Annotated in this window: 22 protein-coding genes; 18 read left to right on the forward strand and 4 right to left on the reverse strand. The window is 75.1% G+C overall.

Going from position 1 to position 25,351, the window contains the following annotated elements; translation table 11 throughout:
* Positions 1-8: 8 nt before the first annotated feature.
* Together ZF1_RS07905 and ZF1_RS07910 are read left to right on the forward strand one after the other, a co-directional pair.
* The gene (locus ZF1_RS07905; RefSeq protein WP_178376874.1) at positions 9-326 is read left to right on the forward strand and encodes a PadR family transcriptional regulator; all 318 of its coding nucleotides are present in this window, start codon (positions 9-11) and stop codon (positions 324-326) included.
* Positions 323-1,510 carry an HAAS signaling domain-containing protein gene (locus tag ZF1_RS07910; protein ID WP_476654129.1) on the forward strand — a complete coding sequence of 396 codons (1,188 nt, stop codon included), beginning with the start codon at positions 323-325 and terminating at the stop codon, positions 1,508-1,510. The genes ZF1_RS07905 and ZF1_RS07910 overlap by 4 nt, the downstream gene beginning before the upstream one ends.
* A gap of 41 nt (positions 1,511-1,551) precedes the next feature.
* Here the strand turns inward: ZF1_RS07910 and ZF1_RS07915 are convergent, their stop codons facing one another.
* Positions 1,552-2,598 carry a magnesium and cobalt transport protein CorA gene (locus tag ZF1_RS07915; RefSeq protein WP_062400981.1) on the reverse strand — a complete coding sequence of 349 codons (1,047 nt, stop codon included), beginning with the start codon at positions 2,596-2,598 and terminating at the stop codon, positions 1,552-1,554.
* Between the two features lie 44 nt (positions 2,599-2,642).
* Positions 2,643-3,035, reverse strand: a complete 393-nt coding sequence (locus ZF1_RS07920; RefSeq protein ID WP_482636889.1) for a hypothetical protein — start codon at positions 3,033-3,035, stop codon at positions 2,643-2,645.
* A gap of 370 nt (positions 3,036-3,405) precedes the next feature.
* Here ZF1_RS07920 and kdpF point away from each other — a divergent pair, with 370 nt between their 5' ends.
* The 6 genes from kdpF to ZF1_RS07950 all read left to right on the forward strand — a co-directional run bounded on the left by kdpF (position 3,406) and on the right by ZF1_RS07950 (position 11,242).
* Complete coding sequence (gene kdpF, locus ZF1_RS07925; protein ID WP_238590245.1) at positions 3,406-3,468, forward strand: K(+)-transporting ATPase subunit F; 63 nt, start codon at positions 3,406-3,408, stop codon at positions 3,466-3,468.
* Positions 3,468-5,138: a potassium-transporting ATPase subunit KdpA gene (kdpA, locus tag ZF1_RS07930; RefSeq protein ID WP_482636890.1), complete on the forward strand. Its 1,671-nt coding sequence runs from the start codon at positions 3,468-3,470 to the stop codon at positions 5,136-5,138. Before kdpF ends, kdpA begins: the two co-directional genes overlap by 1 nt.
* Positions 5,139-5,293: 155 nt before the next feature.
* Positions 5,294-7,396, forward strand: a complete 2,103-nt coding sequence (gene kdpB, locus ZF1_RS07935; protein WP_482636891.1) for a potassium-transporting ATPase subunit KdpB — start codon at positions 5,294-5,296, stop codon at positions 7,394-7,396.
* Positions 7,396-8,007 (forward strand): potassium-transporting ATPase subunit C, encoded by a 612-nt coding sequence (locus ZF1_RS07940; protein ID WP_482636892.1) that lies wholly within the window; start codon positions 7,396-7,398, stop codon positions 8,005-8,007. Before kdpB ends, ZF1_RS07940 begins: the two co-directional genes overlap by 1 nt.
* A gap of 20 nt (positions 8,008-8,027) precedes the next feature.
* Complete coding sequence (locus ZF1_RS07945) at positions 8,028-10,532, forward strand: sensor histidine kinase (protein WP_482636893.1); 2,505 nt, start codon at positions 8,028-8,030, stop codon at positions 10,530-10,532.
* On the forward strand, positions 10,529-11,242 hold the full coding sequence (locus tag ZF1_RS07950; protein ID WP_482636894.1) for a response regulator: 714 nt from the start codon (positions 10,529-10,531) through the stop codon (positions 11,240-11,242). The genes ZF1_RS07945 and ZF1_RS07950 overlap by 4 nt, the downstream gene beginning before the upstream one ends.
* 7 nt (positions 11,243-11,249) lie before the next feature.
* On the opposite strand, the gene ZF1_RS07955 is transcribed toward ZF1_RS07950, so the two are convergent.
* Positions 11,250-12,041 carry a CAP domain-containing protein gene (locus ZF1_RS07955; protein WP_476654134.1) on the reverse strand — a complete coding sequence of 264 codons (792 nt, stop codon included), beginning with the start codon at positions 12,039-12,041 and terminating at the stop codon, positions 11,250-11,252.
* Between the two features lie 22 nt (positions 12,042-12,063).
* Between ZF1_RS07955 and ZF1_RS07960 the strand changes: the two genes are divergently transcribed.
* From ZF1_RS07960 to smc, 3 genes are all read left to right on the forward strand, one after another.
* Positions 12,064-12,354 (forward strand): acylphosphatase, encoded by a 291-nt coding sequence (locus ZF1_RS07960; RefSeq protein ID WP_482636895.1) that lies wholly within the window; start codon positions 12,064-12,066, stop codon positions 12,352-12,354.
* Positions 12,355-12,416: 62 nt separating this feature from the next.
* Positions 12,417-12,833 (forward strand): VOC family protein, encoded by a 417-nt coding sequence (locus ZF1_RS07965; protein WP_062400995.1) that lies wholly within the window; start codon positions 12,417-12,419, stop codon positions 12,831-12,833.
* A 79-nt stretch (positions 12,834-12,912) separates the two neighbouring features.
* Entirely contained in the window at positions 12,913-16,518 is a 3,606-nt protein-coding gene (gene smc / locus ZF1_RS07970) for a chromosome segregation protein SMC (protein ID WP_482636896.1), read from the forward strand.
* On the opposite strand, the gene ZF1_RS07975 is transcribed toward smc, so the two are convergent.
* Entirely contained in the window at positions 16,449-17,120 is a 672-nt protein-coding gene (locus ZF1_RS07975) for a hypothetical protein (protein WP_482636897.1), read from the reverse strand. The genes smc and ZF1_RS07975 overlap by 70 nt on opposite strands.
* Before the next feature lie 46 nt (positions 17,121-17,166).
* Here ZF1_RS07975 and ftsY point away from each other — a divergent pair, with 46 nt between their 5' ends.
* From ftsY to ZF1_RS08010, 7 genes are all read left to right on the forward strand, one after another.
* Positions 17,167-18,276: a signal recognition particle-docking protein FtsY gene (gene ftsY, locus ZF1_RS07980; RefSeq protein ID WP_482636898.1), complete on the forward strand. Its 1,110-nt coding sequence runs from the start codon at positions 17,167-17,169 to the stop codon at positions 18,274-18,276.
* Between the two features lie 289 nt (positions 18,277-18,565).
* Positions 18,566-19,825 carry an ammonium transporter gene (locus ZF1_RS07985; protein ID WP_237454072.1) on the forward strand — a complete coding sequence of 420 codons (1,260 nt, stop codon included), beginning with the start codon at positions 18,566-18,568 and terminating at the stop codon, positions 19,823-19,825.
* 3 nt (positions 19,826-19,828) lie between these two features.
* Complete coding sequence (locus ZF1_RS07990; RefSeq protein WP_062401001.1) at positions 19,829-20,167, forward strand: P-II family nitrogen regulator; 339 nt, start codon at positions 19,829-19,831, stop codon at positions 20,165-20,167.
* 138 nt (positions 20,168-20,305) lie between these two features.
* Complete coding sequence (locus tag ZF1_RS07995) at positions 20,306-22,705, forward strand: [protein-PII] uridylyltransferase (protein WP_405418625.1); 2,400 nt, start codon at positions 20,306-20,308, stop codon at positions 22,703-22,705.
* Positions 22,706-22,804: 99 nt separating this feature from the next.
* Positions 22,805-24,097 carry an ammonium transporter gene (locus ZF1_RS08000; RefSeq protein ID WP_482636899.1) on the forward strand — a complete coding sequence of 431 codons (1,293 nt, stop codon included), beginning with the start codon at positions 22,805-22,807 and terminating at the stop codon, positions 24,095-24,097.
* A complete protein-coding gene (locus ZF1_RS08005) occupies positions 24,094-24,432 on the forward strand; it encodes a P-II family nitrogen regulator (RefSeq protein ID WP_251784847.1) in 339 nt (112 codons plus the stop codon). Before ZF1_RS08000 ends, ZF1_RS08005 begins: the two co-directional genes overlap by 4 nt.
* Before the next feature lie 217 nt (positions 24,433-24,649).
* Positions 24,650-25,348 (forward strand): AAA family ATPase, encoded by a 699-nt coding sequence (locus ZF1_RS08010; protein WP_482636900.1) that lies wholly within the window; start codon positions 24,650-24,652, stop codon positions 25,346-25,348.
* Positions 25,349-25,351 lie beyond the last annotated feature (3 nt).

A 25,351-nucleotide genomic window follows, 5' to 3' on the forward strand; every position in this document is an offset into this window, starting at 1 on the left:
GAGGTGCGATGGACACCAGTCAGCTGCTCAAGGGAGTGCTCGACCTCGCGGTGCTCGCCGTGCTCGACCGCGGGGACGGCTACGGCTACGAGGTCGTCCGTGCGCTGCGCGCGGCCGGGCTCAGCGAGGTGGGGGACGCGTCGGTCTACGGCACGCTGCGCCGGCTCTACGGTGCGGGCCTGCTGACCTCCTACGTCGTCCCCAGCGAGGAGGGGCCGCACCGCAAGTACTACGCGATCAACGAGCCGGGCCGGGCCCGGCTGCGGGAGACGACCGACCGGTGGCGCGCGTTCGCCACCACGATGGAAGGCCTGGTGGGCACGTGAGCACCGACGGCACCGGCGGCCCCGACGGCGCCGCCACGACCCGGATCGGCGACCCGGTCGGCACCGAGTACCTGCTCGGGTTGCGGGAGGCGCTGTCCGACCTGCCCCCGGCGGAGGTCGAGGAGATCGTCGAGGACGCGCGGGGCCACCTCGCCGACCTCTCCGACGAGCTGGGCCCCGGCTTCGACCGGGCCGCGGTCCGCGAGCGCCTCGGCACGCCGGAGGCCTACGCAGCGGAGCTGCGCGCGGCCGCGGGCTATCCGGCCCCGCAGGCGCCCGCCGGACGCCCCCGCACGGGCGGGGCGTGGTTCGCGGTGGCCGCGCTCCTCGGCGCCACCGGCCTGATGGTCCTCGCGGGTCCCGCCGTGTGGCAGGTCGGGCCGTCGGCGTCGTTCCCGATGTTCCTCGCGGCCCTGGCCGCCGGGGCCGGTGTGCTCGCCGTGTGGACCGACGGGCCGGGACAGCCGTCGGTCGCGGCGCTGCCGTCGGTGGTGGCGCTGCGCGAGCGGATCGCTCGGACCCGGGCCGACGGCGGGGTCGGCGGGTTCGTCCTGACCCTCCAGCCCGGCTGGTGGGTGCTGCGCGGGCTGGTCGCGGCCGGGCTCGTCGGATGGGTGTTCGGCGGGGGCGGGTCCGCCGGGCTGCTGATCACCGTCGTCCTGGCCGTCGCCGCGGTGCCGCTGTCGGTGCTGCTCGGCCGCCGCAGCGCGGTCGACCGCCGGCTGCTGTGGGCCGTGGTGCCGCTGAACGCACTGGCCGCGGGCCTGCTGGTGGCCGGGGTGCCGGCCCAGGGGCAGGACCGCACCACCGACGTGTCGTCGTACTCGCCGCCGCCGGGGCTGACCCTGGACGGGAACACGGTGTCCGACGTGCGGCCCTTCGACGCGAACGGCAGGCCTCTGACCGGGGTCTACCTGTTCGACGAGAACGGCCGCCCGCTCGCCGTCGACGACGGTCACTGCCCCACCGACGGCTCCGCGGCCACCTCGACCGTCCCGGCGCCCGGGCCGTACCCGCAGGGTGTGCGCACGACCGACCCGTCGTCGGGGGAGTGCGTGACCGTGCCCCCGCCGCCGCTGGTCGTGACGATCCCGCAGACCACGGCGGCCCGTCCGGGTACGCAGGCGCCGCCGACCGCACCGCGGGCGACCCCGGCACCGGCCACGCCCGGAGCCGGCGGCTGAACCGGGGGGCCGGGCGTCCACGGGGGGTGGGCGCCCGACCCTCAGAGCCAGTCGTTGTGCTTGAACGCCAGGTACAGCCCCAGTCCGAGCAGCAGCATCAGCCCGATGGCCATCGGGTAGCCCAGCGCCCAGTGCAGCTCCGGCATCTCGTCGAAGTTCATGCCGTAGATGCCGGCGATCAGGGTCGGCGCGAACAGGATCGCCGCCCACGACGACACCCGCTTCATCTGCTCGTTCTGCGCGAAGCCCGCCTCGGTGAGCCGGGTCATCTCCTCGTTCTGCCGCTGCGCGACCAGGGTCGAGTTGACCGTCAGGATGTTGCCGAGCAGGTCGCGGAACCCCTCGACGCGCTCCCGCACCCGCGTGGCGTGGTCGATCACGTCGCGCATCGCCCGGCGCAGCTCCAGGTCCGGGGCGTCGCCGGACTTGGCGAACCGGGCCCGCAGCTCGACGAAGATCTCCTGCAGCGGCTCGACGGCCCGCTGGAACGCGATGACCTGCCGGGTCAGCTGGTAGATGCGCCGCGACACGTTCGGGTCGCCGCGGAAGACCTGCACCTCGATCTCGTCGATGTCGTCCTGCAGGCCGTCGAGGACGGGGAAGTAGTCGTCGACGACCCGGTCCAGCACCGCGTAGAGCACCGCCATCGGGCCGTGCGAGAGCAGGTCCGGGTCGCTCTCCAGCCGGTCGCGGACCTCACCGAGCTGCGGCTCGGCGGCGTGCCGGACGGTGATGACGAAGTCCGGTCCGAGGAACAGGTGCACCTCGCCGATCTCGACGACCTCGTCGGAGTCGACGTAGCGGGCCGGGCGCAGCACCACGAACTCGGTGCTGCCGTAGCGCTCCAGCTTGGGGCGCTGGTGGGCGTTGACGGTGTCCTCGATCGCCAGCGCGTGCAGCCCGAACTCCGCCGCGACCTGGTGGATCTCGTCGACGCCCGGCCGCAGCATGCCGATCCAGCAGAACGCGGGTGCCTCGCCGCCGTGGTCGGCACGGCAGCCCTGCAGCGCCTCGACCGCGCTGTCGACGGAGTCGGGCGCCGCCGCCCGCTTGCCGTCGACGTAGACCGCGTTGTCGATCACCGACATGCACAGACCTCCCCGCCGGGCCGGCCGGGCGGGTGCCCGGGCCGTCACCGAGCAGGGTAACCAGCGCTGTGCCGCGCAACCGCCGGGACGAGGAGGTGGGCCACCAGCGCGGTCGCCGGCAGCCCGGCCAGGAGCTCCAGGTCCCGCGCGCCGGTGTGCAGCTCGGCGAGGCGGTGCAGCCCGAAGCCGTCGGCGAACCCCCAGCAGACCGCCGCGGCGGCCAGCGCACCGGCCGCCGTCGTCGCGACGGCGAGCGCCGCCGTCCCCACCACCGCGACGGCGACCGCGACCGCGGCGACGAGGCCGGGCCCGGCACCGGCGGCCCCCGCGGCACCGGCGGCGAGCCCCGCGGCGACGCCGGTGGCGATCGCGGCGACGAACCCGGCGCCCCCGGGCAGGGGCGGCGGGACCGGACGGGCGGGGCGGCGCTGCAGCATGCGCGGGAGCGTGCGCCCCCGGCGGCGGACCGGCCCGGCCCCTGACGCGGTGTTGGCGTCGTCACGCGCGTGTGTTGACGGGTTCCTGAGACCGACCGCCCGTCCGGGGGACGTGATGGCCACCACCGGGCGTCAAGAACGCGTCAACGCGCGCCCCGGTGGGCGTCAATCCGCCGTCATCGCCGCGGGCACGACCCCCGGTGCGGCGCACGATCCCCGCAGCCCGCCGGACATGCCGGCGGGTGGGCACGACCGAGGAGAGTCCCGTGGCCGACCTGGCCTACACCGCGTTGCTGGTGGCGTCCTTCGCCGTCCTCGCGCTCACCCTGCGCGGGATGGAGAAGCTGTGATCGCGAACATCGCCGGGGGTGTGCTCGCCCTGGCCCTGCTGGTCTACCTGGTGATCGCGCTGCTCCGCCCGGAGCGGTTCTGATGGCGGGGCTCGCGCAGGCGGCGGCGCTGGTGGCGCTGCTCGCCGTGACCTGGAAGCCGCTGGGCGACTGGATGGCGCGGGTCTACACCGACACCCGGCACTGGCGGATCGAGCGGTTCGTCTACCGGGTCTGCCGGATCGACGCCGCGTCCCCGCAGCGCTGGACGACCTACGCCGCGGGTGTGCTGGGCTTCTCGTTCGTCTCGATCGCGCTGCTCTACCTGATGCAGCGGCTGCAGGCCTTCCTCCCGCTCGGGTTCGGCCGCGGCACCGACGGCGCCACCTCGGTGTCGCCCGCGATGGCGTTCAACACCGCGGTGTCGTTCGTGACCAACACGAACTGGCAGTCCTACGTGCCCGAGCAGGTGCTCGGTCACACCGTGCAGATGGCCGGCCTGACCGTGCAGAACGTCGTGTCCGCCGCCGTCGGCATGGCGGTCGCGGTCGCGCTGATCCGCGGGTTCGTCTCCCGCGGCGACGACGACGGCCGCATCGGCAACTTCTGGGTCGACCTCACCCGCGGCGTCACCCGGATCCTGCTGCCGGTCGCCGTCGTCGCCGCCGTCGCCCTCGTCGCGACCGGCGTCGTGCAGTCCCTGCGCTCCGGGGTGGAGATCACCGCCGTGGACGGCTCGGTGCACACCCTCCCGCTGGCCCCGGCCGCGTCGCAGGAGGCGATCAAGGAGCTCGGCACCAACGGCGGCGGGATCTTCAACGCGAACTCCGCGCACCCGTTCGAGAACCCGGGCCCGGTCGCGAACCTGCTGGAGATCTTCCTGCTGCTGGTGATCCCGGTCGCGCTGACCCGGACCTTCGGGGTCATGGTCGGCCGGGTCCGCCAGGGCGTCGTCCTGCTGTCGGTCATGGGCGGCCTGTGGGCGCTCATGCTCGCCGCCGCCTGGCTCGCCGAGACCCACCCCAACGGCCCCGCCGCGCTCGCCGCAGGTGGTGCGCTGGAGGGCAAGGAGGTGCGCTTCGGCATCCCCGGCTCGGTCCTGTTCGCGGTGTCGACGACCGGGACGTCCACCGGCGCGGTCAACTCGATGCACGACAGCTACTCCGGCGCCGCCGGCGGAGTGGCGCTGCTGAACATGCTGCTCGGCGAGGTCGCCCCCGGCGGGGTCGGAGCGGGCCTCTACGGCCTGCTCGTGCTCGCCGTCATCGCGGTGTTCCTCGCCGGACTGATGGTCGGCCGGACCCCGGAGTACCTCGGCAAGAAGCTCGGACGCCGCGAGATCACCTACGCCGCGGTGTCGATCCTGGTCATGCCGGCGTTCGTGCTGCTGGGGGCCGGTCTGGCGATCGCCCTGCCGGGCACCGCCGACGCCCTGAACAACGACGGGGCGCACGGCTTCTCCGAGGTCCTCTACGCCTGGGCCTCGGCCGCCAACAACAACGGCTCGGCGTTCGCCGGGATCACCGTGACCAGCGACTTGTTCCAGGCCGGGCTGGGGACGGCGACGCTCTTCGGGCGCTTCGTGCCGATCCTCGCCGTCCTCGCGCTGGCGGGTGCCCTGGCCCGCCAGCGCCGCGTCCCGGCCGGGGCGGGGACGCTCCCGACCGACGGCCCGCTGTTCGCCGGCCTGGTCGGCGGCACCGTCCTGCTCGTGTCCGCGCTGACCTTCTTCCCGGCGCTCGCGCTCGGCCCGATCGCCGAGGCCCTCTCGTGAGCCGGCGCCCCACCCCGCCCCCGCCCCCCACCCCGACCCCGACCCCGTCGTCCGCCTCCGGCGGTGCCCCCAGGGGAACCTTCGTGGCTTACAGCGCTACGAAAGTGACCCTCGGAGCGGACGGCGGTGGGGGGACCCCTCGACCGGAGGAGACCGTGTCCGTGTCCACCGAGCGACCCACCGGGCCGCAGACGTCCGGCCCGGCGCCCGCGCCCGTCGCCGGAGGGGCCTTCGCCCCACGCCAGCTGCTGGCGGCGCTGCCCGAGGCGCTGCGCAAGCTCGATCCGCGCGTGCAGGCCCGCAACCCGGTCATGTTCGTCGTCTGGGTCGGGTCCGTGCTGGTCACGGTGCTCGCCGTCGCGGACCCGAGCGTGTTCGCGGTGCTCGTCGCGGTGTGGCTGTGGTTCACCGTGCTGTTCGCCAACCTCGCCGAGGCCGTCGCCGAGGGGCGCGGCAAGGCCCAGGCCGCCTCGCTGCGCGCCACCCAGCGCGACACCGTCGCCCGCAGGCTGGTCACCGACTCGCCCGCCGACCGCGACGCCGCCGAGGAGCAGGTCCCCGGCGCGCAGCTGCGCCTCGGCGACCTCGTCGTCGTCGAGGCGGGGGAGACGATCCCCGGCGACGGCGATGTCGTCCACGGCATCGCCTCGGTCGACGAGTCCGCGATCACCGGCGAGTCCGCGCCCGTCATCCGGGAGGCCGGCGGCGACCGCTGCGCCGTCACCGGCGGCACCACGGTGCTGTCGGACCGGATCGTCGTGCGCATCACCACCCGGCCCGGGGAGTCCTTCGTCGACCGGATGATCGCGCTCGTCGAGGGCGCGGCCCGGCAGAAGACGCCGAACGAGATCGCCCTGACGATCCTGCTCTCGGCCCTGACGATCATCTTCCTGCTCGCGGTCGTCGCGATCGCCCCGATGAGCGCCTACGCCGGCACGCAGGTCCCGCTGCTCGTGCTCACCGCGCTGCTGGTCTGCCTGATCCCGACCACCATCGGCGCGCTGCTGTCCGCGATCGGCATCGCCGGCATGGACCGGCTGGTGCAGCGCAACGTGCTCGCCACCTCCGGCCGCGCCGTCGAGGCCGCCGGTGACGTCGACACGCTGCTGCTCGACAAGACCGGCACCATCACCTTCGGCAACCGTCGCGCCACGGCGCTGCACGGCGTGGGCGGCACGGGGACCGACGAGCTCGCCCGCGCGGCCCGGTTGTCGAGCCTGGCCGACCAGACGCCCGAGGGTCGCAGCATCGTCGAGCTCTGCGCGTCCGAGCACGGGCTCGCCCCCGAGGCCGACGCCGCGGAGGCCGTCGCGGAGTTCGTGCCGTTCACCGCGCAGACCCGGATGTCGGGTATCGACCTCGACGGCGAGGTCGTCCGCAAGGGCGCCGCGGCCGCGGTCCTGGAGTGGGCTCAGGCCGCCGACCGGGCCGAGGTCGACCGCATCGTCGAGACCGTGTCCGACGCCGGCGGGACCCCGCTGGTCGTCGCGGCCGCCGACGCCCCGGACGGGCGCGGTGCCCGCGTGCTCGGCGTCATCGAGCTGTCCGACGTCGTCAAGCCCGGCATGGCCGAGCGCTTCGCCGAGCTGCGCACGATGGGCATCCGCACGGTGATGGTCACCGGCGACAACCCGCGCACCGCGGCCGCGATCGCCGCCCGGGCCGGCGTCGACGACCACATCGCCGAGGCCACACCGGAGGACAAGCTCGCCTACATCCGCCGCGAGCAGGAGGGCGGTCGGCTGGTCGCGATGACCGGCGACGGCACCAACGACGCGCCCGCGCTCGCCCAGGCCGACGTCGGCGTCGCCATGAACACCGGCACCTCCGCCGCCAAGGAGGCCGGGAACATGGTGGACCTGGACTCCGACCCGACCAAGCTCATCGAGATCGTCGAGATCGGCAAGCAGCTGCTGATCACCCGCGGCGCGCTGACGACGTTCTCCGTCGCCAACGACCTGGCGAAGTACTTCGCGATCCTGCCCGCGATGTTCGTCGCGCTGTACCCGTCGCTGGGGCTGCTCAACGTCATGGGCCTGGCGACGCCGGAGTCCGCGATCCTCTCCGCGGTGATCTTCAACGCGCTGGTGATCGTCGCGCTGATCCCGCTCGCCCTGCGCGGGGTGCGGTACCGGCCGTCGTCGGCGGCGTCGCTGCTGCGCCGCAACCTGCTCGTCTACGGCCTCGGCGGGGTCGTCACCCCGTTCGCCGGGATCGCGTTCATCGACCTGCTCGTCCGTCTCGTCCCGGGGATCTGATGCTCACCACCCTGCGCCGCCAGACCGCCACCGGTCTGCGCGTGCTCCTCGTCATGACGGTCCTGTGCGGGATCGTCTACCCGCTCGCGATCTGGGGCGTCGCCCGGATCCCGGGCCTGGAGGCCCGGGCCGAGGGCTCGGTGCTGCCGGGCGGCACCGGGTCGTCGCTGCTCGGGATCGACCCGGTCGCGCCCGACCCGTCCGCCGACCCGTTCTTCCACACCCGGCCCGCGGCGTCGGCGGAGGCCGAGGACGGTCTCGGCCCGGCCGACACCGCCACCTCCGGCGGGTCGAACAAGGGCGGCTTCGACGACGGGCTGCTGGCCGCCGTGCAGCAGCGCCGCGCGGTGATCGCCGCCCGCGAGGGCGTCGCGCCGCAGGCGGTCCCGGCCGACGCGGTGACCGCGTCGGCGTCCGGGCTCGACCCGGACATCAGCCCGGAGTACGCGGCCCTGCAGGTGCGCCGCGTCGCGCGGGTCACCGGACTGCCCGTCGCGCGCGTCGGCGAGCTCGTCGCCGCCGCGACGTCCGGGCGCAGCCTCGGGTTCCTCGGGGAGCCGCGGGTGAACGTCACCGAACTCAACCTGTCCGTGCGGGACGCGCGCGGGTGAGCAGGGCCGACAATGGCCGGATGAGGGGTGAGCTCCGCATCCATCTCGGCGCTGCGCCCGGGGTCGGCAAGACCTTCGCCATGCTCGGCGAGGCCCACCGCCGCCTCGGGCGCGGCACCGACGTCGTCGTCGGTGTCGTGGAGACCCACGGCCGCGACCGCACCGCCGCGCTGCTCGACGGGCTGGAGGTCGTCCCGCGCCGGGTCGTGGAGCACCACGGCACCCGGCTGGAGGAGATGGACCTCGACGCCGTCCTGGCGCGCCGCCCTCAGGTCGCGCTGGTCGACGAGCTGGCCCACACCAACGCGCCCGGCTCGCGCAACGCCAAGCGCTGGCAGGACGTGCAGGAGCTGCTCGCCGCGGGCATCGACGTCATCTCCACGGTCAACGTGCAGCACCTGGAGTCGCTCGGCGACGTCGTCGCGACGATCACCGGGGCCCGGCAGCAGGAGACCGTGCCCGACGACGTCGTGCGCGCCGCCGAGCAGATCGAGATCGTCGACATCACCCCGGAGGCGCTACGCCGCAGACTCGCCCACGGCAACATCTACGCCGCGGAGAGGGTCGACGCCGCCCTCGCCCACTACTTCCGGGTCCCCAACCTGGTCGCGCTGCGCGAGCTGGCCCTGCTGTGGATCGCCGACGAGGTGGACACCGCGCTGCGCCGCTACCGCAGCGAGAAGCAGGTGGACGAGATCTGGGAGACCCGCGAGCGCGTCGTCGTCGCGCTGACCGGCGGACGGGAGTCGGAGACGGTGCTGCGGCGCGCGGCGCGGATCGCGAAACGGTCCGGCGGCGCGGACCTGATGGCCGTGCACGTGCTGCGCGGCGACGGCCTGTCCGGCGGCCAGGTCGGCGCCGCCGACCGGGTGCGCCGGATGGCCGAGGGCGTCGGTGCGTCGTTCCACACCGTCGTCGGCGAGTCGGTCGGGGACGCCCTGCTCGACTTCGCCCGCGGCACCAACGCCACCCAGGTGGTGCTCGGCACGTCGCGTCGCTCGCGCCTGGCGCGGGTGTTCGACCCGGGCATCGGCGCGCGCGTCGTGCAGGAGTCCGGGCCGATCGACGTGCACATGGTCACCCACCGTGAGGCCGGTCGTGCGCTGCGCCTGCCGCGACTGCGCACCGCTCTGCCCGCGTCCCGCCAGGCGCTCGGCTGGGTCGTCGCCGTCGCGGGCCCGGCCGTCGCGACGGTGCTGGGCGTCGTCCTGTCACCGTGGGTGGACCTGTCCACCGACGTCGTCCTCTACTTCCTCGCCACCGTGCTCGCCGCTCTCGCCGGCGGGCTCGGCCCGGCCCTGCTCGCCGCCCTGCTCGGCGGGCTGCTGCTGAACTTCTTCCTCTCCCTGCCGCTGTACTCCCTGGTCATCGCCGACCCGGGCAACGTCCTCACCGTCGCGACGATGCTGCTGGTCGGTGTGCTCGTCGCGCTGGTCGTCGACCGGGCGGCGCGGCGCGCCGAGCAGGCCGCGCGGGCCCGGGCGGAGGCGGCGCTGCTGGCGTCGTTCGCGCGGACCGTGCTGACCCGCTCCGACCCGTTGCCGCGGCTGCTGGACAAGGTCCGCGAGAGGTGGGCGCTGCGGTCGGTCGCGCTGCTCGAACGCGGCGAGGACCGGGTGTGGCGCCGGGTCGCCTGCACCGGCGACGCCGGGGACTGCGCGCGGCCCGACCAGGCCGACGTCGACGTCGTCGTCGCCGAGGGGCTGCACCTGGTCGGGACCGGCCGTACCCTCGCCGCCGCGGATCGCAGGCTGCTGGAGGTCGTCGGCGGGCAGGCGCTGCTGGCGCTGCGCGGGCAGCGTGCCGAGGCCGGCGCCGCCGACGCCGAGCGGCGCGCGGCGGCCAACGAGACCCGCGGGGCGCTGCTGTCGGCCGTCGGGCACGACCTCCGTAGCCCGCTGACCTCGATCAAGGCGGCCGCGGGCAGCCTGCGCGACGAGCACCTGCCCCTCGACGACGCCGACCGCGCCGAGCTGCTCGCCACCGTCGAGGAGTCCGCGGACCGGCTCACCGCGCTGGTGGACAACCTGCTCGACTCCTCGCGGCTCGCCGCGGGCGCGGTGACCCCGCTGCTCGCCCCGGTCGGCTACGACGAGGTCGCCGCGACCGCGTTGCTCGGCCTGGAGGGCGCCGACCGGGTCCGGCTGGAGATCGGCGAGGACGTGCCCGACGTGCTCGCCGACGCCGGGCTCCTGGACCGGGTCGTCGCCAACGTCGTGGACAATGCCCTGCGCCACGGCGGCGGGTCCGAGGTCGTGTTGCGGGCCAGCGCCTACGCCGACCGGGTGGAGCTGCGGGTGGTCGACCACGGCCGCGGGGTGGCTCCCCGCGAGCGGGACGCGCTGTTCGCGGCGTTCCAGCGGCTCGGCGACCGCGACGCCGTGGCCGGGCTCGGGCTGGGACTGTCGGTCGCCCGCGGGCTGACCGCGGTGATGGACGGAGAGCTCACCGCCGAGGACACGCCCGGCGGGGGCCTCACCGTCGTCGTGTCGCTGCCCGCCGCGGCCGTCGTGGTGGCGTCGTGAACGCGCCCGCGCGCGGCGCCGCGAACGGGGTGCGGGTGCTCGTCGTCGACGACGACCCGCAGATCCTGCGGGCGCTGCGGATCAACCTCACCGCGCACGGCTACACGGTGCTCGTCGCCGCCGACGGCTCGGCCGCGCTGCGGGCGGCCGCGGACGGGCATCCGGACGTCGTCGTCCTCGACCTGGGGCTGCCCGACCTCGACGGCACCGAGGTCGTCGAGGGGCTGCGCGGCTGGAGCACGGTGCCGGTGATCGTCCTGTCCGCGCGCACCGACTCCACCGACAAGGTCCGGGCGCTCGACGCCGGCGCCGACGACTACGTCACCAAGCCGTTCGGGATGTCCGAGCTGCTGGCCCGGCTCCGGGCCGCGGTGCGCCGCGCCGCCGTGTCGACCGTCGACGGCGAGGCCGTCGTGACCACCGCGGACTTCACCGTCGACCTGGCCGCCAAGACGGTCGCACGCACCGACGGCGCCGAGGTGCACCTGACCCCGACCGAGTGGGGGATCCTGGAGCTGCTGGTGCGCCACCGCGGCAAGCTCGTCGAGCAGAAGCGGCTGCTGCGCGAGGTCTGGGGCCCGCAGTACGGCACCGAGACCCACTACCTGCGGGTCTACCTCGCCCAGCTGCGCCGCAAGCTGGAGCCGGTGCCGTCGCGGCCGAAGTACCTGATCACCGAGGCGGGGATGGGGTACCGGTTCGACGACTGAGCAGGCCTCAGCGGCCGAAGTCCTGGGTCCAGTACCCGTCGGCCAGCCCGACGCCGATCGTGGTCAGCGAGCAGTCCAGGATGTTCTTCCGGTGCCCGGGGGACTCCATCCAGTCCTGCACGACGGTCGCCGCGTCCGGCTGGCCCATCGCGATGTTCTCCGCACCGGGGGAGCCGTAGCCCGCCGCGGTGATGCGGTCGGCGAAGTCCCGGCCGTCGCGGCTGTCGTGGGCGAAGTAGCCCTGGGCGGCCATGTCCTCGCTGTGGCCCTGGGCGGCCGCGCTGATCCGCGGGTCGGCCCGCAGCGCACCGCAGCCCGCGGCGGCCCGCTCGGCGTTGGTCAGCTCCACGACCCGGGCGAGCTCGCCGGACAACCCGGCCACCGCGCCCCTCGCCGACGGGACCGCCGGCCGGGCCGCGGGGCCCGGCCCGGAGGCGCGGCCGGTGACGGGCTCGGCGGTGGCGGCCGCGGCGGTGGCCGCCTCGTGCGCGGAGAGCGCGTCGAGCGCGGTCCGGGCGGAGGAACCCGGGTCGGCCGGGGCGGCGGCGAGCGCACCGCGGACGAGCGCGGCGCCGTCGACCGGGGCGCCGTCACCGGCCGGGGCCGTCGTCGCGTAGGCGGCGCCGACCGCCCGGAGCGGCCGGGTGTCGGAGACCGGTCCACCGGGCCGTTCGGCGTCGGGCGAGCCCACTGCCGTGAGCGCCGGTGCGGCGAGCGGGGCGGCCATGGCCAGCACGGCGCCGGCCCCCACCCCGCCGAGCACGGCGCTCGCGGCGCGCGGTGTGCGTCGTCGGGTCACGGCCGCGTAACGTATCAGCACTGTGAGTGGCAACACGGATTCGACCGTTCGGCTGATCGCATGGGTCCAGGGGGAGGTGCAGGGCGTCGGTTTCCGCTGGTGGACGCGGTCGCGGGCGCTCGAGCTCGGCCTCGTCGGCCAGGCCCGCAACCTGTCCGACGGCCGGGTCGCGGTGACCGCGGAGGGTGACCGCTCCGCCTGTGACCGTCTGCTGGACCTGCTGCGCGGCGGGGACACCCCGGGGCGGGTGACGTCGGTGTCGGAGCAGTGGGCTGAGCCGTCCGGCGCATTCTCCGGGTTCGTCGAGGCCTGACCGCTCAGTTCCGTCGGTGCGGGGGTCTACACCTGTGCCCACACCGACACCGGGAGGTCGCGATGCCCGTCCAGATGAACCCCTACCTGCACTTCGAGAACCGGGCGCGGGAGGCGATGGAGTTCTACCGCTCCGTGCTCGGCGGAGAGCTGCAGGTCATGACCTTCGGCGACATGGGCGCCGAGGGCCCCGTCCCCCCGCCGGACGGCGTCATGCACGCCTACCTCGGCACCCCCGACGGCTTCGCCCTGATGGCCTCCGACGGTGACCCGCAGCGCCCGGTGGGGCCGCCGTCGGGCATCTCGGTCAGCCTGTCCGGCGACGACCCGGACAAGCTGCGTGGCTTCTTCGCCGGGCTCGCCGAGGGCGGCGTCGTCGACGTCCCGATGGAGAAGCAGATGTGGGGAGACGAGTTCGGCCAGCTCACCGACCGTTTCGGCGTCCGCTGGCTGGTCAACGCCTCCGCCCCCACCACCTGAGGGTGCGCGGGCGGGCCGTCGGGCACGGCGGCCCGCCCGGCTACCCTGGTCGCCCCCGCGCACCTGGAGATCCCCGCCCGTGCACCTCAAGACGCTGACGATGAAGGGCTTCAAGTCCTTCGCCTCGGCCACCACGCTGCGCCTGGAGCCCGGGATCACCTGCGTCGTCGGGCCGAACGGCTCGGGCAAGTCCAACGTCGTCGACGCGATCAGCTGGGTGCTCGGCGAGCAGGGCGCCAAGGCGCTGCGCGGCGGCAAGATGGAGGACGTGATCTTCGCGGGCACGTCCGGCCGGGCGGCGCTGGGCCGCGCCGAGGTCACCCTCACCATCGACAACTCCGACGGCGCCCTGCCGATCGACTACTCCGAGGTCTCGGTGACCCGCCGGATGTTCCGCGACGGCGCCGGCGAGTACGAGATCAACGGCTCCCGCGCCCGGCTGCTCGACGTGCAGGAGCTGCTCAGCGACTCGGGCATCGGCCGGGAGATGCACGTCATCGTCGGGCAGGGCCAGCTCGACGGGGTGCTGCAGTCCAAGCCGGAGGACCGCCGCTCCTACATCGAGGAGGCCGCCGGGGTCCTCAAGCACCGCAAGCGCAAGGAGAAGGCCCTCCGCAAGCTCGACGCGATGCAGGCCAACCTCACCCGGCTCACCGACCTCACCGCCGAGCTGCGCCGCCAGCTCAAGCCGCTGGGCCGCCAGGCCGAGATCGCCCGCCGCGCCCAGGCCGTGCAGACCGAGCTGCGCGACGCCCGGCTCCGCCTGGCCGCCGACGACTACGTGACCCTGTCCGAGGAGACCCTGCGGGAGGAGGCGTCCCAGGAGCAGGCCCGGCGCCGCCGCGCCGAGGTCGAGGAGCAGCTCGACGTCGCCCGCGGACGACAGGACGAGCTGGAGACCGCGCTCGCCGCGGACGCGCCGCGGCTGCAGGTCGCCCAGGACACCTGGTACCAGCTCTCCGCACTGGCCGAGCGGCTGCGCGGCACCGTGCGCCTCGCCGAGGAACGCGTCCGCCACCTCACCTCCTCGGCCGAGGCGGGGCGCACCCCCGGCCGCGACCCGGACGAGACCGAGGCCGAGGCCGACGCGGTCGCCGAGCAGGAGGACGAGCTGGTGGCCGCCGTCGCCGACGCCCGGCGCCTGCTCGACGAGGCCGTCACCGAGAAGGCCGAGCGCGAGCGGACCCTCGCCGCCGCCGAACGCGAGCACCTGGCCGCCGTGCGTGCCATCGCCGACCGTCGCGCGGGGATCGCCACCCTCGCCGGGAAGGCCGACGCGCTGCGCTCCGGCGTCGCCGCGACCGCGGAGGAGATCGAGCGGCTGTCCGAGGCGCTCGCCGAGGCGGGCGCCCGCACCGCCGAGGCCGAGGCCGAGCTGGAGACCGCGCGGGAGTCCCTCGGCGTGTCCGGGGACGACGCGGACGCCGACGCGCTCGCCGCCCGGGTCGAGCAGGCCGAGGCCGCGCACCGCAGCGCGGCCGAGCGGGTCGCCGAGCTGGTCGCCGCCGAACGCGACGCCGAGCAGCGCCGCGCGCACTGGCGCGCCCGGGTCGACGCCCTACAGGTCGGCCTGGTCCGCCGTGACGGCACCGGCGCCCTGCTCGACTCCGGCGACGACGGGGTGCTCGGCGCCGTCGCCGAGCTCGTCGAGGTCGAGCCGTCCGGGCGGGCCGCGGTCGCCGCGGCGCTGGGCGAGCTCGCCGAAGGCGTCGCCGTCGCCTCCATGGTGTCCGCGGCCGACGCGCTGCGGTCCCTGCGCCGTGGTGACGCGGGCCGGGCCGCGCTGCTCGTCGGCGCCGGGGCCGCGGGGGCCGACCGCTCCGCCGGGCGGGTGCCGGTCCCGGTCCCCGAGGGCGCCCCGCCCGCCGGGCGCTGGGCGGCCGCGCTCGTCACCGCCCCGCCCGCGCTCGCCCCGGCGCTGGGGGAGCTGCTGGCCGGGGTGGTCGTCGTCGACGGCCTGGACGCGGCGGCCACCGCCGTCGGGGCCCGGCCGGGGCTGACCGCGGTCACGACCGAGGGGGACCTGCTCACCGCGCACGCCGCCCGCGGCGGCACCGGTGCCGGGGAGGGCGCGCTGCAGCTGCAGGCCGCCGTCGACGACGCGGTCACCGCCCGCGACGCCGTCGACGCCGAGCTGGAGTCGCTGCGCCCCACCTGCGAGGGTGCCCGCGCCGAGGAGACCGCCCGCGGGGCCGACCTGACCGCGGCCCGCGCCGCCGTCGCCGACGCCGACCGGCGCCGCTCGGCCGCCGCCGCCCAGCTCGGGCGGCTCGAACAGGTCGTCACCTCCGCCCGCGCCGAGGCCGAGCGGCTGCGCGACCGCCGCGACACCGTCGAACGGCGGCGGTCGGACTCACTGATCGAGCTGGAGGCCGCCGAGCACCAGCTGTCGCTGGCCTCCGACGCCCCGGTCGACGACGAGCCCGACACCGAGCTGCGTGACGAGGCCGCCGAGCGGGTCGAACAGGTCCGCTCCGATGAGGTCGAGTGCCGTCTCGCGCTGCGCACCGCCGAGGAGCGGGCCCGCGCCATCGCCGGGCGCGCCGAGACCCTGCGCCGCCAGGCGCACGGTGAGCGCCTCGCCCGGTCCCGGGCCGCCGCCGCGGCCGCGGAACGGGAGCGGGCCTCCGAGGTCGCCCGGCTCGTCGTCGACGCCGGGCACGTCGCCGCCGGGCGGATCGAACGCTCCCTGGCCGCCGCGGCCGCCGAGCGCGACGAGATCCAGGCCGCCCGCGCCGAACGCGAGCGGGCCCACACCGAGGCCCGCGACACCACGACGAAGCTCACCGCGCTGCTGGAGAAGCTCACCGACGCCGTCCACCGCGACGAGATGGTGCGCCAGCAGACCCGGATGCGCCTGGAGCAGCTGACCGAGAAGATCCTGGGTGACCACGGCATCGGCGTCGACGACCTCGTCGCCGAGTACGGGCCCGAGGTCCCGGTGCCGCCGTCGGCCGCCGAGACCGCCGAGTACGAGGCCGCACGCGAGCGCGGCGAGCAGGTCTCCGCGCCGCCGCCGGTCCCGTTCGACCGGCCCACCCAGGAGCGCCGCCTCAAGCGGGCCGAGAAGGACCTGTCGCTGCTCGGCAAGGTCAACCCGCTCGCGCTGGAGGAGTTCGCGGCGCTGGAGGAGCGCTACAAGTTCCTGTCCACCCAGCTCGAGGACCTGAAGAACACCCGGCGTGACCTGCTCACCGTCGTCCGCGAGGTCGACGACAAGATCCTCGAGGTCTTCACCACCGCCTACCACGACGTCGCCGCCGAGTTCGAGACCGTGTTCGCGACGCTGTTCCCCGGAGGCGACGGCAGGCTCGTGCTCACCGACCCCGACGACATGCTCACCACCGGCATCGAGGTCGAGGCCCGCCCGCCGGGCAAGAAGGTCAAGCGGCTCTCGCTGCTGTCCGGCGGGGAGCGCTCACTGACCGCGATGGCGCTGCTCGTCGCGATCTTCCGGGCCCGGCCCTCGCCGTTCTACGTTCTCGACGAGATCGAGGCCGCCCTCGACGACGTCAACCTGCGCCGGCTCATCTCGCTGATGGAGGAGCTGCGCACCACCAGCCAGCTCATCGTCATCACCCATCAGAAGCCGACGATGGAGGTCGCCGACGCCCTCTACGGTGTCTCGATGCGCGGCGACGGCATCACCCAGGTCATCTCCCAGCGCCTGCGCCCCGCCTCCTGACCGGCTGACCGGCCCGTCCTGCACGGCGGGCCGGCCGGGCGTGGCAGGGTGGCGTTGTGACCACGCAGACCCTCTGGATCGTCGTCGCGATCGTCGTGGCGGTGTTGCTGATCGCCGTCGTCGCCGGGCTGGTGATCGCCCGCCGACGGCGCATCAGCCTGCGGTCCGACGAGCAGCAGCGCGAGCTCGGGACCGGTACGGACGAGCCACCGCGCACCGGCGGCAGCTACCAGGCCGGGGGCGGGTTCGCGTTCTCCTCCGGGACGGCCACCGCGCCCGAGCGCCCGCGCGCCCCCGGCGACGACGCCCCGACCGCCGCCACACCGGCCCCGCCACCCCCGCCGCGCTGGGCCGCCCGCCGAGGCCGCCGACGCGCCGACCGCCGACGAGGTCCGGACCCCGCCCGGCGGCACACCCGTCGTCGACGGGGCGACCGAGGCCCGCACCCCGCCCGGGGGCATCCCGGTCAGCACCGCCCCGCCGGTCCCGTCGACCGCGCCGCCCAGCAGCCCGACCGTCCCCACCGAGCAGACCGGGACCGTCACCGGCACCCCGGACGCCCGCGTCATCGACACGGCCGAGGCCAGCAAGGACCCGGCCACCCGCCAGCTCCGCCGCCCCGAGGGCCCCTCCGGGGACGCCGGGACCGTGGCGACGCCCGACGGCGGCACCACCGAGCAGATCCCGGCCCCGCCCGCCGCACCCGCCGCGAGTGCCCCGACCGAGCCGGTCGCACGCCCGGAGCTCGCACCGAGCGCCCCGACCGAGCCGGTCGCGCGTCCGGCGACGGTGGACCCGCAGGCGCCGGTCGCCCCGGGCGCGCCCACCGAGGAGATCGCCCCGGCCGAGGGCCGGATCGGCCGGTTGCGCGGGCGGCTGTCGCGCTCGCGCTCCGGGCTCGGCCAGAGCCTGCTGGGCCTGCTCGGCGCCGGCGACCTCGACGAGGAGTCCTGGGAGGACGTCGAGGCCACCCTGCTGCAGGCCGACCTCGGCCCCGAGACGACCGCCGAGATCGTCGAGAAGCTGCGCGAGCAGATCGCGACCCGCGGCGTCCGCACCGCCGAGCAGGCCCGCGCCGCACTGCGCGACGTGCTCGTCGAGGCCCTCGGCACCGGCCAGGACCGCTCGGTGCACGCGCTGCCGCACGACGGGCGGCCCGCGGTGCTGCTGGTCGTCGGCGTCAACGGCACCGGCAAGACCACCACCACCGGCAAGCTCGCGCGGGTGCTGGTCGCGGGCGGGCACCGGGTGACCCTCGGCGCGGCCGACACCTTCCGGGCCGCCGCCGCCGAGCAGCTCGTCACCTGGGGCGAGCGCTCCGGTGCGGGTGTCGTCCGCGGGCCCGAGGGCGCCGACCCGGCCTCGGTCGCCTTCGACGCCGTCAAGCGCGGCACCGACGACGGGGTCGACGCCGTCCTGCTCGACACCGCGGGCCGGCTGCACACCAAGACCGGCCTGATGGACGAGCTGGGCAAGGTCAAGCGCGTCGTCGAGAAGCAGGCCCGGGTCGACGAGGTCCTGCTCGTCCTCGACGCCACCACCGGCCAGAACGGGCTGACCCAGGCGCGGGTGTTCGGTGAGGTCGTGGACGTCACCGGGGTGGTGCTCACCAAGCTCGACGGCACCGCCAAGGGCGGCATCGTGTTCCGCGTGCAGCGCGAGCTGGGGGTGCCGGTCAAGCTCGTCGGGCTCGGTGAGGGCCCCGACGACCTGGCCCCGTTCGAGCCCACCGCGTTCGTCGAGGCACTGCTCGACTGAGGTCACGGTGCGGGCCGTCGCGGACGGCCCGCACCGTGCGCCATGTCACGAACCGGACCATCCGGATGACCGTCGATCCTCCGGATCCGGTTGGGTAACCCAACCGTCATCCGTCGCGGCTGCCTGTTAACCGTTACGAAACGGACAGGCGCCGAATGCGAAACACGCGATCACCATTCTTCCTCCCCAGTCAGCCAGATGGACGGACATGGGAGGAACAGTGCCTGCAGAGGCCCTCAACGGCGGCGACACCGCCTGGATCCTGGCGAGCGCCGCGCTCGTACTGCTCATGACACCGGGGGTCGCGCTGTTCTACGGCGGCCAGGCCCGGTCCAAGAGCGTGCTGAACATGATGATGATGTGCTTCAGCTCGCTGGGCCTCGTCGGAGTCCTCTGGATCCTGTTCGGCTACTCGATGACCTTCGGCCCGGACCTCGGCGGCGGCCTGCTGGGCGACCCGTTCGCCTACTTCGGCCTCACCGCGATCCTGGCGAACGACCAGGCCGCCGAGACGCTGCCGCAGCTGGCCTTCGTCAGCTTCCAGGCGATGTTCGCGATCCTGACGGTCGCGCTGATCGCCGGTGCCGCCGCCGACCGCATGAAGTTCGGCGCGTGGATGCTCTTCTCCGGCCTGTGGGCCGTCCTGGTCTACTTCCCGATCGCGCACTGGGTCTTCGACCTGGAGCAGGGCTGGATCGCCACCTCGCTGGGCGCGCTCGACTTCGCCGGTGGTACCGCCGTCCACATCAACGCCGGTATGGCCGCCCTGGTCCTCTGCATCATCCTGGGCAAGCGCCGCGGCTGGCCGCGTGAGGCCATGCGCCCGCACAACCTCACCATGGTCATGCTCGGCGCCGGTCTGCTCTGGTTCGGCTGGTTCGGCTTCAACGCCGGGTCGTCCGGTGCCGCCGACTGGGCCGCCGCCTACGCCTTCACCAACACCATCGCCGCCACCGCCGCCGCCATCCTCGGCTGGCTGCTGATCGAGAAGATCCGCTACGGCAAGGCCACCTCGCTCGGCGCCGCCTCCGGCATCGTCGCGGGTCTGGTCGCGATCACCCCGGCCTGCGCCTCGGTCTCCCCGCTGGGCGCGCTCGCCATCGGTGTCCTCGCCGGTGCGCTGTCGGCCTACGCGGTCGGCTGGAAGTACAAGCTCGGCTACGACGACTCGTTCGACGTCGTCGGCGTCCACCTCGTCGCCGGCCTCTGGGGCACCCTGGCCATCGGGTTCTTCGCCACCGACATCGCCCCCGACGAGACCAACGGTCTGTTCTACGGCGGCGGCGTCGACCAGCTCTGGCGCCAGGCCGTGGCCGCGCTCGCCACGCTGGTCTACTGCGGCATCGTGACCGCGATCATCGCCTTCATCGTCAAGGCCACCCTGGGCCTGCGCGTCGAGGACGAGGCCGAGCAGGCCGGCATCGACGAGGCGGAGCACGCCGAGACCGGCTACGAGTTCTCCGGCCTGCGCGGCGGCAGCGGTCTCGGCTCCTCGCCGAAGCCGGCCACCGAGGCGAAGGCCACCCCCGTCGCGAAGCAGGAGGTCTGACCCGTGAAGCTCGTGACCGCCATCGTCAAGCCGTTCGTCCTGGAGGACGTCAAGGGCGCCCTGGAGCAGATCGGCGTGCTCGGTCTGACCATCAGCGAGGTCCAGGGCTACGGCCGCCAGAAGGGCCACACCGAGGTCTACCGGGGCGCGGAGTACTCGGTCGACTTCGTGCCGAAGGTCCGCGTCGAGGTCGTGGTCGACGACGCGCTGCAGGACAAGGTCGTCGACGCGGTCGTCGAGGCCGCCCGCACCGGCAAGATCGGTGACGGGAAGGTCTGGGTGACCCCGGTCGAGACCGTGGTCCGCGTCCGTACCGGAGAACGCGGCGCCGACGCCATCTGACCGACGGTCCCTCGCGACGGCCCGTCGTGCTCCCTTCCCGGAGTGCGGCGGGCCGTCCGCCGTCCGGACTGGAATCGGACATCACGGCATGCATGCGGTCGACTACTCGAACGAACAGGAAGCGGGTGGCGCGGGGCGATGACGGTCCTCGGGTCGGGCGAAGCGGCGGACCTGGTCAAGGCGAAATCGGTCCTCCTGGAATCCAACGGCCGGCACCACCACGGCCCGGAGGCGTTGCGGGCCGCGCTGGTCGACCTGCACGACTTCTGGCTCTCCTCCCGGTGCGCGGCACTCGGGGTCGGCGGTGAGGGCAGCGGGACGGCGCTGGCGGCCGTCGGTGCGCTCGGCCGGCGCGAGCTGTGCCCCTGGTCCGACCTCGACCTCGTGCTCCTGCACGACGGCCGGACCGACGTCGACGCGCTCGCGGAGAAGCTCTGGTACCCGCTCTGGGACGCCGGGATCGGGCTCGACCACTCGGTGCGCACCCCCGGACAGGCCGTGCAGATCGCGGCGACCGACCTGCGGGCGGCCCTCGGGCTGCTGGAGCTGCGGCACGTCGCCGGGGACGCGACGCTCACCGCGAAGGTCCGCGACGCCGTCCGCGCGGCCTGGCGGGCCGGGATGCGCAGCCGCTTCGACGAGATCGTCGACACCACCACCGACCGCTGGCGGCGCAACGGCGACGTCGCCCACCGCATCGAGCCGGACCTGAAGAACGGCCACGGCGGCCTGCGGGACGTGCAGCTGCTCGACGCCCTGGCCACCGCCCAGCTCGTCGACCGGCCGGGGCCCGACGTCGTCGCCGCCCGTGCGCTGCTGCTGGACGTGCGCACCGAGCTGCACCGGCTCTCCGGCCGGGCCCGCGACGTCCTGCGCGCCCAGGAGGCCGACGACATCGCCACGATCCTCGACGTCGGGGACCGTTTCGACCTGGCCCGCGCCCTGTCGGGTGCGGCCCGCGCGGTCGCCTTCGCGGCCGAGGTCGGGCTGCGCCAGGCCCGCAACGCGCTGCCCCGCCGGGGGCTCGCCGCGCTCCGCCGCCCGCCGGTGCGCAGGCCGCTGGACTCCGGCGTCGTCGAGCACGCGGGGGAGGTCGGGCTCGCCCGCGACGCGTCCGCGGCGAAGGACCCGGCCCTGGTGCTGCGGGTCGCCGCCACCGCCGCCCGCACCGGGCTGCCGATCTCCGCGGGCACTCTGTCCCGGCTCGCCGACACCGCCCCGGAGCTGCGCGCACCGTGGCCGCGGACCGCGCTGGCCGAGCTGCTCGCCCTGCTCGGGACCGGCAAGGCCGCCGTCGCGGTGATCGAGTCGCTGGACCGCACCGGGCTGTGGGGGCGGCTGTTCCCCGAGTGGGGCGCCGTCCGCGACCTGCCGCCCCGGGACCGCACGCACGTCTGGACCGTCGACCGCCACCTCGTCGAGGTCTGTGCCGAGGCCGCCCGGCTCACCACCCGGGTCGCGCGCCCGGACCTGCTGCTGGTCGGCGCGCTGCTGCACGACATCGGCAAGGGCCGCGGCGGTGACCACTCGGTGGTGGGGGAGTCGCTGGTCCGCCAGATCGGCGAGCGGCTCGGGCTGCGCGAGGGCGACCTCGTGCTGCTCGCGGCGATGGTGCGTCACCACCTGCTGCTGCCGCACACCGCGACCCGTCGCGACCCGGAGGACCCGGCGACGGTGTCGCGGGTGCTCGAGACGCTGCGCGAGGCGGTCGCCCCGACCGGCCGGGGCGACGCCGACGTGGCGCTGCTCCTCGAGCTGCTCGGCGCGCTGGCCGAGGCCGACTCGCTCGGCACCGGGCCCGGCGTCTGGAGCCCGTGGCGGCGCACCCTGATCCAGGGGCTGGCCGGGCGCTGCCTGTCCGCGCTCGACGGCCGTCCGTTCGTCGAGCCCGGCCCGCCGGACCCGGCCCACCGGGAGATGGTCGACGCCGTCACGGTGGCGGGGGAGCCGCAGGTCCGCTTCGCGGGCGACGGCGACGTCGCGTCGGTCACCGTCGCGCTGCCGGACGGGCGCGGGGTGCTGTCGGCCGTCGCCGGGGTGCTCGCCCTGCACTCGCTGCAGGTGCACACCGCCGACGTGAACGTGTCCGACGGGGTCGCGGTCGAGACGTTCGCGGTGACCCCGCGGTTCGGCGGCCTGCCCGACCCGGCGCTGGTCCGCTCCGACCTGGTGCGGGTGCGCGCCGGGTCGCTGGACCTGGTGCAGGCGCTGGCCCGCAAGGAACGCGACTACGCGCCGTCGACGCCGGAGGTGGAACGGACCGCCCCGCCGCGGGTGCTGTGGTTCGACGACGAGGCCACCGGCGCGGTCGTGCTGGAGCTGCGCGGCACCGACCGCATCGGGCTGCTCCACCACGTCACCGCCGCGCTCGAACGGACCGGGGTCGACCTCGTCTGGGCCCGGGTCGAGACCCTCGGCGCCTCGGTCGTCGACTCCTTCGGCATCGGCGGGTCCCCGGACCTGTCGGCCCGCAGCGAGATCGAGAAGGCGGTCCTCACGGTGGCCGCCGGGCGCGGGGAGGCCCGACCGACGACGTGACGCAGGTCGTGTCGCCTTGCAACAGCGGCGGCCCGGCGACGATCATGCTCGTCGCCGGTGCGGGCCCGCCCGGTGCGGCGTGCGACGAGGAGTGTCGACGTGGACACCGGGAACACCGCCTACCTGCTCGGCTGTGCCTCCCTGGTCATGCTCATGACCCCGGGTCTGGCGCTGTTCTACGGCGGCATGGTCCGTGCCAAGAGCGTGCTCAACATGATGATGATGAGCATCGTCTGCCTCGGCGTGATCGGGCTCGTCTGGGTCGTGTTCGGGTTCTCGCTGGCCTTCGGTGACTCGCACGGCGGGGTGATCGGCGGGTTCGAGCTGGCCGGGATCACCGACCCGGACGCGCTGGTCGGCGACGTGCCGGTGCAGGCGTTCGCGATGTTCCAGCTGATGTTCGCCGTGATCACCGGGGCACTGGTGTCCGGCGCCGTCGCCGACCGGGCCCGGTTCCGGGCGTGGACGCTGTTCGTCGCGGTCTGGGTGGTCGTGGTCTACATCCCGCTGGCGCACTGGACCTTCGCCGTCGACGGAGCGGTGTCGCAGCGTGGCGGCTGGCTGGTCAACACCGTCGGCGCCCTCGACTTCGCGGGCGGCGCCGCGGTCGAGGTGAACTCCGGCGCCTCGGCGCTCGCGCTCGCGCTGGTCCTCGGCGCCCGCCGTGGCTGGCCGCGTGAGCCGATGCGCCCGCACAACCTGCCGCTGGTGCTGCTCGGGGCGGGCCTGCTGTGGTTCGGCTGGTTCGGGTTCAACGCCGGGTCCGCGCTCGCCGCCGGGGCCACCGCGGCCAACGCCTTCGTCACCACGATGACCGCCGCGTCCGCCGCCGTCGTCGCGTGGCTGCTCCTGGAGGACCGGCTCGACGGCCGTCCGACCAGCCTGGGGGCCGCCTCGGCCGCCGTCGCCGGGCTGGTCGCGATCACCCCGGCCTGCGGCTACGTCGACACCTGGGGCGCCCTGGCGATCGGCGTGCTCGCGGGGCTGCTGTGCCAGCTCGCGATCCGGTTGAAGTACCGGTTCGGTTACGACGACTCGCTCGACGTCGTCGCGATCCACGGGATCGGCGGAGTCATCGGCATGCTGATGCTGGGTCTCGTCGCGACCGACGCGGTCAACCCGGCGGGCGCCGACGGCCTGTTCTACGGCGGCGGCCCCGCCCAGCTCGGCAGGCAGGCCCTGTCGGTGCTGGTCGCGGCGGTCTGGGCGTTCGGGATGACGGCGCTGATCGCCTGGGTGGTGTCGCGGACGATCGGCTTCCGCGCCGCCCCCGACGACGAGCACGGCGGCATCGACGAGGCCGAGCACGCCGAGACCGCGTACGAGTTCAGCACGATGCGCACGGCGGGCCGCGGGCCGGCCGGGCGGATCACCGAGGAGGGGGACCGATGAAGCTGGTGACCGCGATCGTCAAGCCGTTCGTCCTGGGCGACGTCAAGGACGCGCTCGAGGGGCTCGGGGTGCTGGGCCTGACGACCTCGGAGGTCCAGGGCTTCGGCCGCCAGAAGGGCCACACCGAGGTCTACCGGGGCGCGGAGTACTCGGTCGACTTCGTCCCGAAGGTCAAGGTCGAGGTCGTCGTCGACGACGAGCAGGCCGACCGGGTCGTGCAGGCGGTCGTCGACGCCGCGCACACCGGCCGGATCGGCGACGGCAAGGTCTGGGTCGTCCCGGTGGAGAACGTCGTCCGCGTCCGCACCGGGGAGCGCGGCACCGACGCCCTGTAGCCCTGCGGCCGACCGGGTGATCGTCACCGGCCCCGCCGCCCCGGCCCACCCGGCGCCCGCCCCACCCGCACCGGGGCGTTGATCAGCGCGTTCGCGCCCCGCGGAGGGCGGGAACGTGCGTCTCGCGGCCTGGCGGACCGGGCCGGGGACGGTCCGCGGCGGGCCGGACACACCGGGTGATCGGAACGATCCGGGCGACCGGACCGTTTCACCACACATGACCACCGCCCGTGCCGTGCCGACCGGCGCCGTCCCGCCGACCCGCGACACCGAGCACCGCCCCACCGAGCACCGCCCCACCGAGCACCGCCGCACCGATCCCGACGGCACCGGCGTGCCCGTTCGCCCCGGCCCTCCGTCCGACGACGGCCCGGCGGCGCCGCTGGTCGTCGTCCTGCCGGGACGGTCGCTGCTGCTGGTCGCGGGCCTGCCGGGGGCGGGCAAGTCCACGCTGCTCGCCGGGCTCGACGCCCCGGCGGGCACCCGGGTCCTCGACTCCGGGGCCACCCGGGCCGTGCTCGCACGGCTGCTCCCCGCCGCGACGCCGTACCCGGCCTACCGGTGGCTGACCCACCTGACCCACCGGGCGTCGGTGGTCACCGCGGCCCTCGGCCCCGCGGACACCGTCGTGGTCCACCTGCCCGCGACCGCGCCCCGGGTGCGCGCCGCGGTCCGCGCGCTGGCCCGCCTCGGCGGCCGCGCACCGCACCTGCTGTGGCTCGACACCGCCCCCGACCAGGCACTCGACGGCCAGCACGCCCGCGGACGGGTGGTCCGGTCGCGGCCGTTCGCGGCGCACGCGCGGCGCGCCCGGGACACCGCCGACGCCCTGCGGGCGGGCACCGAGACCGGCTGGTCCTCGGTCCGTCGCACCGATCGCTCCGGTGCCCGTGGGGGACTGGCGCTGGCCAAGTAGGCT

The organism is Pseudonocardia sp. ZF1, assembly GCF_056835605.1.

What these genes read in the sequence shown, in the direction of transcription:
- ZF1_RS08010 (WP_482636900.1), top strand. Translation starts at nt 24,650, where the DNA reads ATGACCACCGCCCGTGCCGTGCCGACCGGCGCCGTCCCGCCGACCCGC.
- ZF1_RS07985 (WP_237454072.1), top strand. Translation starts at nt 18,566, where the DNA reads ATGACACCGGGGGTCGCGCTGTTCTACGGCGGCCAGGCCCGGTCCAAG.
- ZF1_RS08005 (WP_251784847.1), top strand. Translation starts at nt 24,094, where the DNA reads ATGAAGCTGGTGACCGCGATCGTCAAGCCGTTCGTCCTGGGCGACGTC.
- ZF1_RS07995 (WP_405418625.1), top strand. Translation starts at nt 20,306, where the DNA reads ATGACGGTCCTCGGGTCGGGCGAAGCGGCGGACCTGGTCAAGGCGAAA.
- ZF1_RS07945 (WP_482636893.1), top strand. Translation starts at nt 8,028, where the DNA reads ATGAGGGGTGAGCTCCGCATCCATCTCGGCGCTGCGCCCGGGGTCGGC.
- ZF1_RS07940 (WP_482636892.1), top strand. Translation starts at nt 7,396, where the DNA reads ATGCTCACCACCCTGCGCCGCCAGACCGCCACCGGTCTGCGCGTGCTC.
- ZF1_RS07920 (WP_482636889.1), bottom strand. Translation starts at nt 3,035, where the DNA reads ATGCTGCAGCGCCGCCCCGCCCGTCCGGTCCCGCCGCCCCTGCCCGGG.
- ZF1_RS07905 (WP_178376874.1), top strand. Translation starts at nt 9, where the DNA reads ATGGACACCAGTCAGCTGCTCAAGGGAGTGCTCGACCTCGCGGTGCTC.
- ZF1_RS07915 (WP_062400981.1), bottom strand. Translation starts at nt 2,598, where the DNA reads ATGTCGGTGATCGACAACGCGGTCTACGTCGACGGCAAGCGGGCGGCG.
- kdpA (WP_482636890.1), top strand. Translation starts at nt 3,468, where the DNA reads ATGGCGGGGCTCGCGCAGGCGGCGGCGCTGGTGGCGCTGCTCGCCGTG.
- ZF1_RS07965 (WP_062400995.1), top strand. Translation starts at nt 12,417, where the DNA reads ATGCCCGTCCAGATGAACCCCTACCTGCACTTCGAGAACCGGGCGCGG.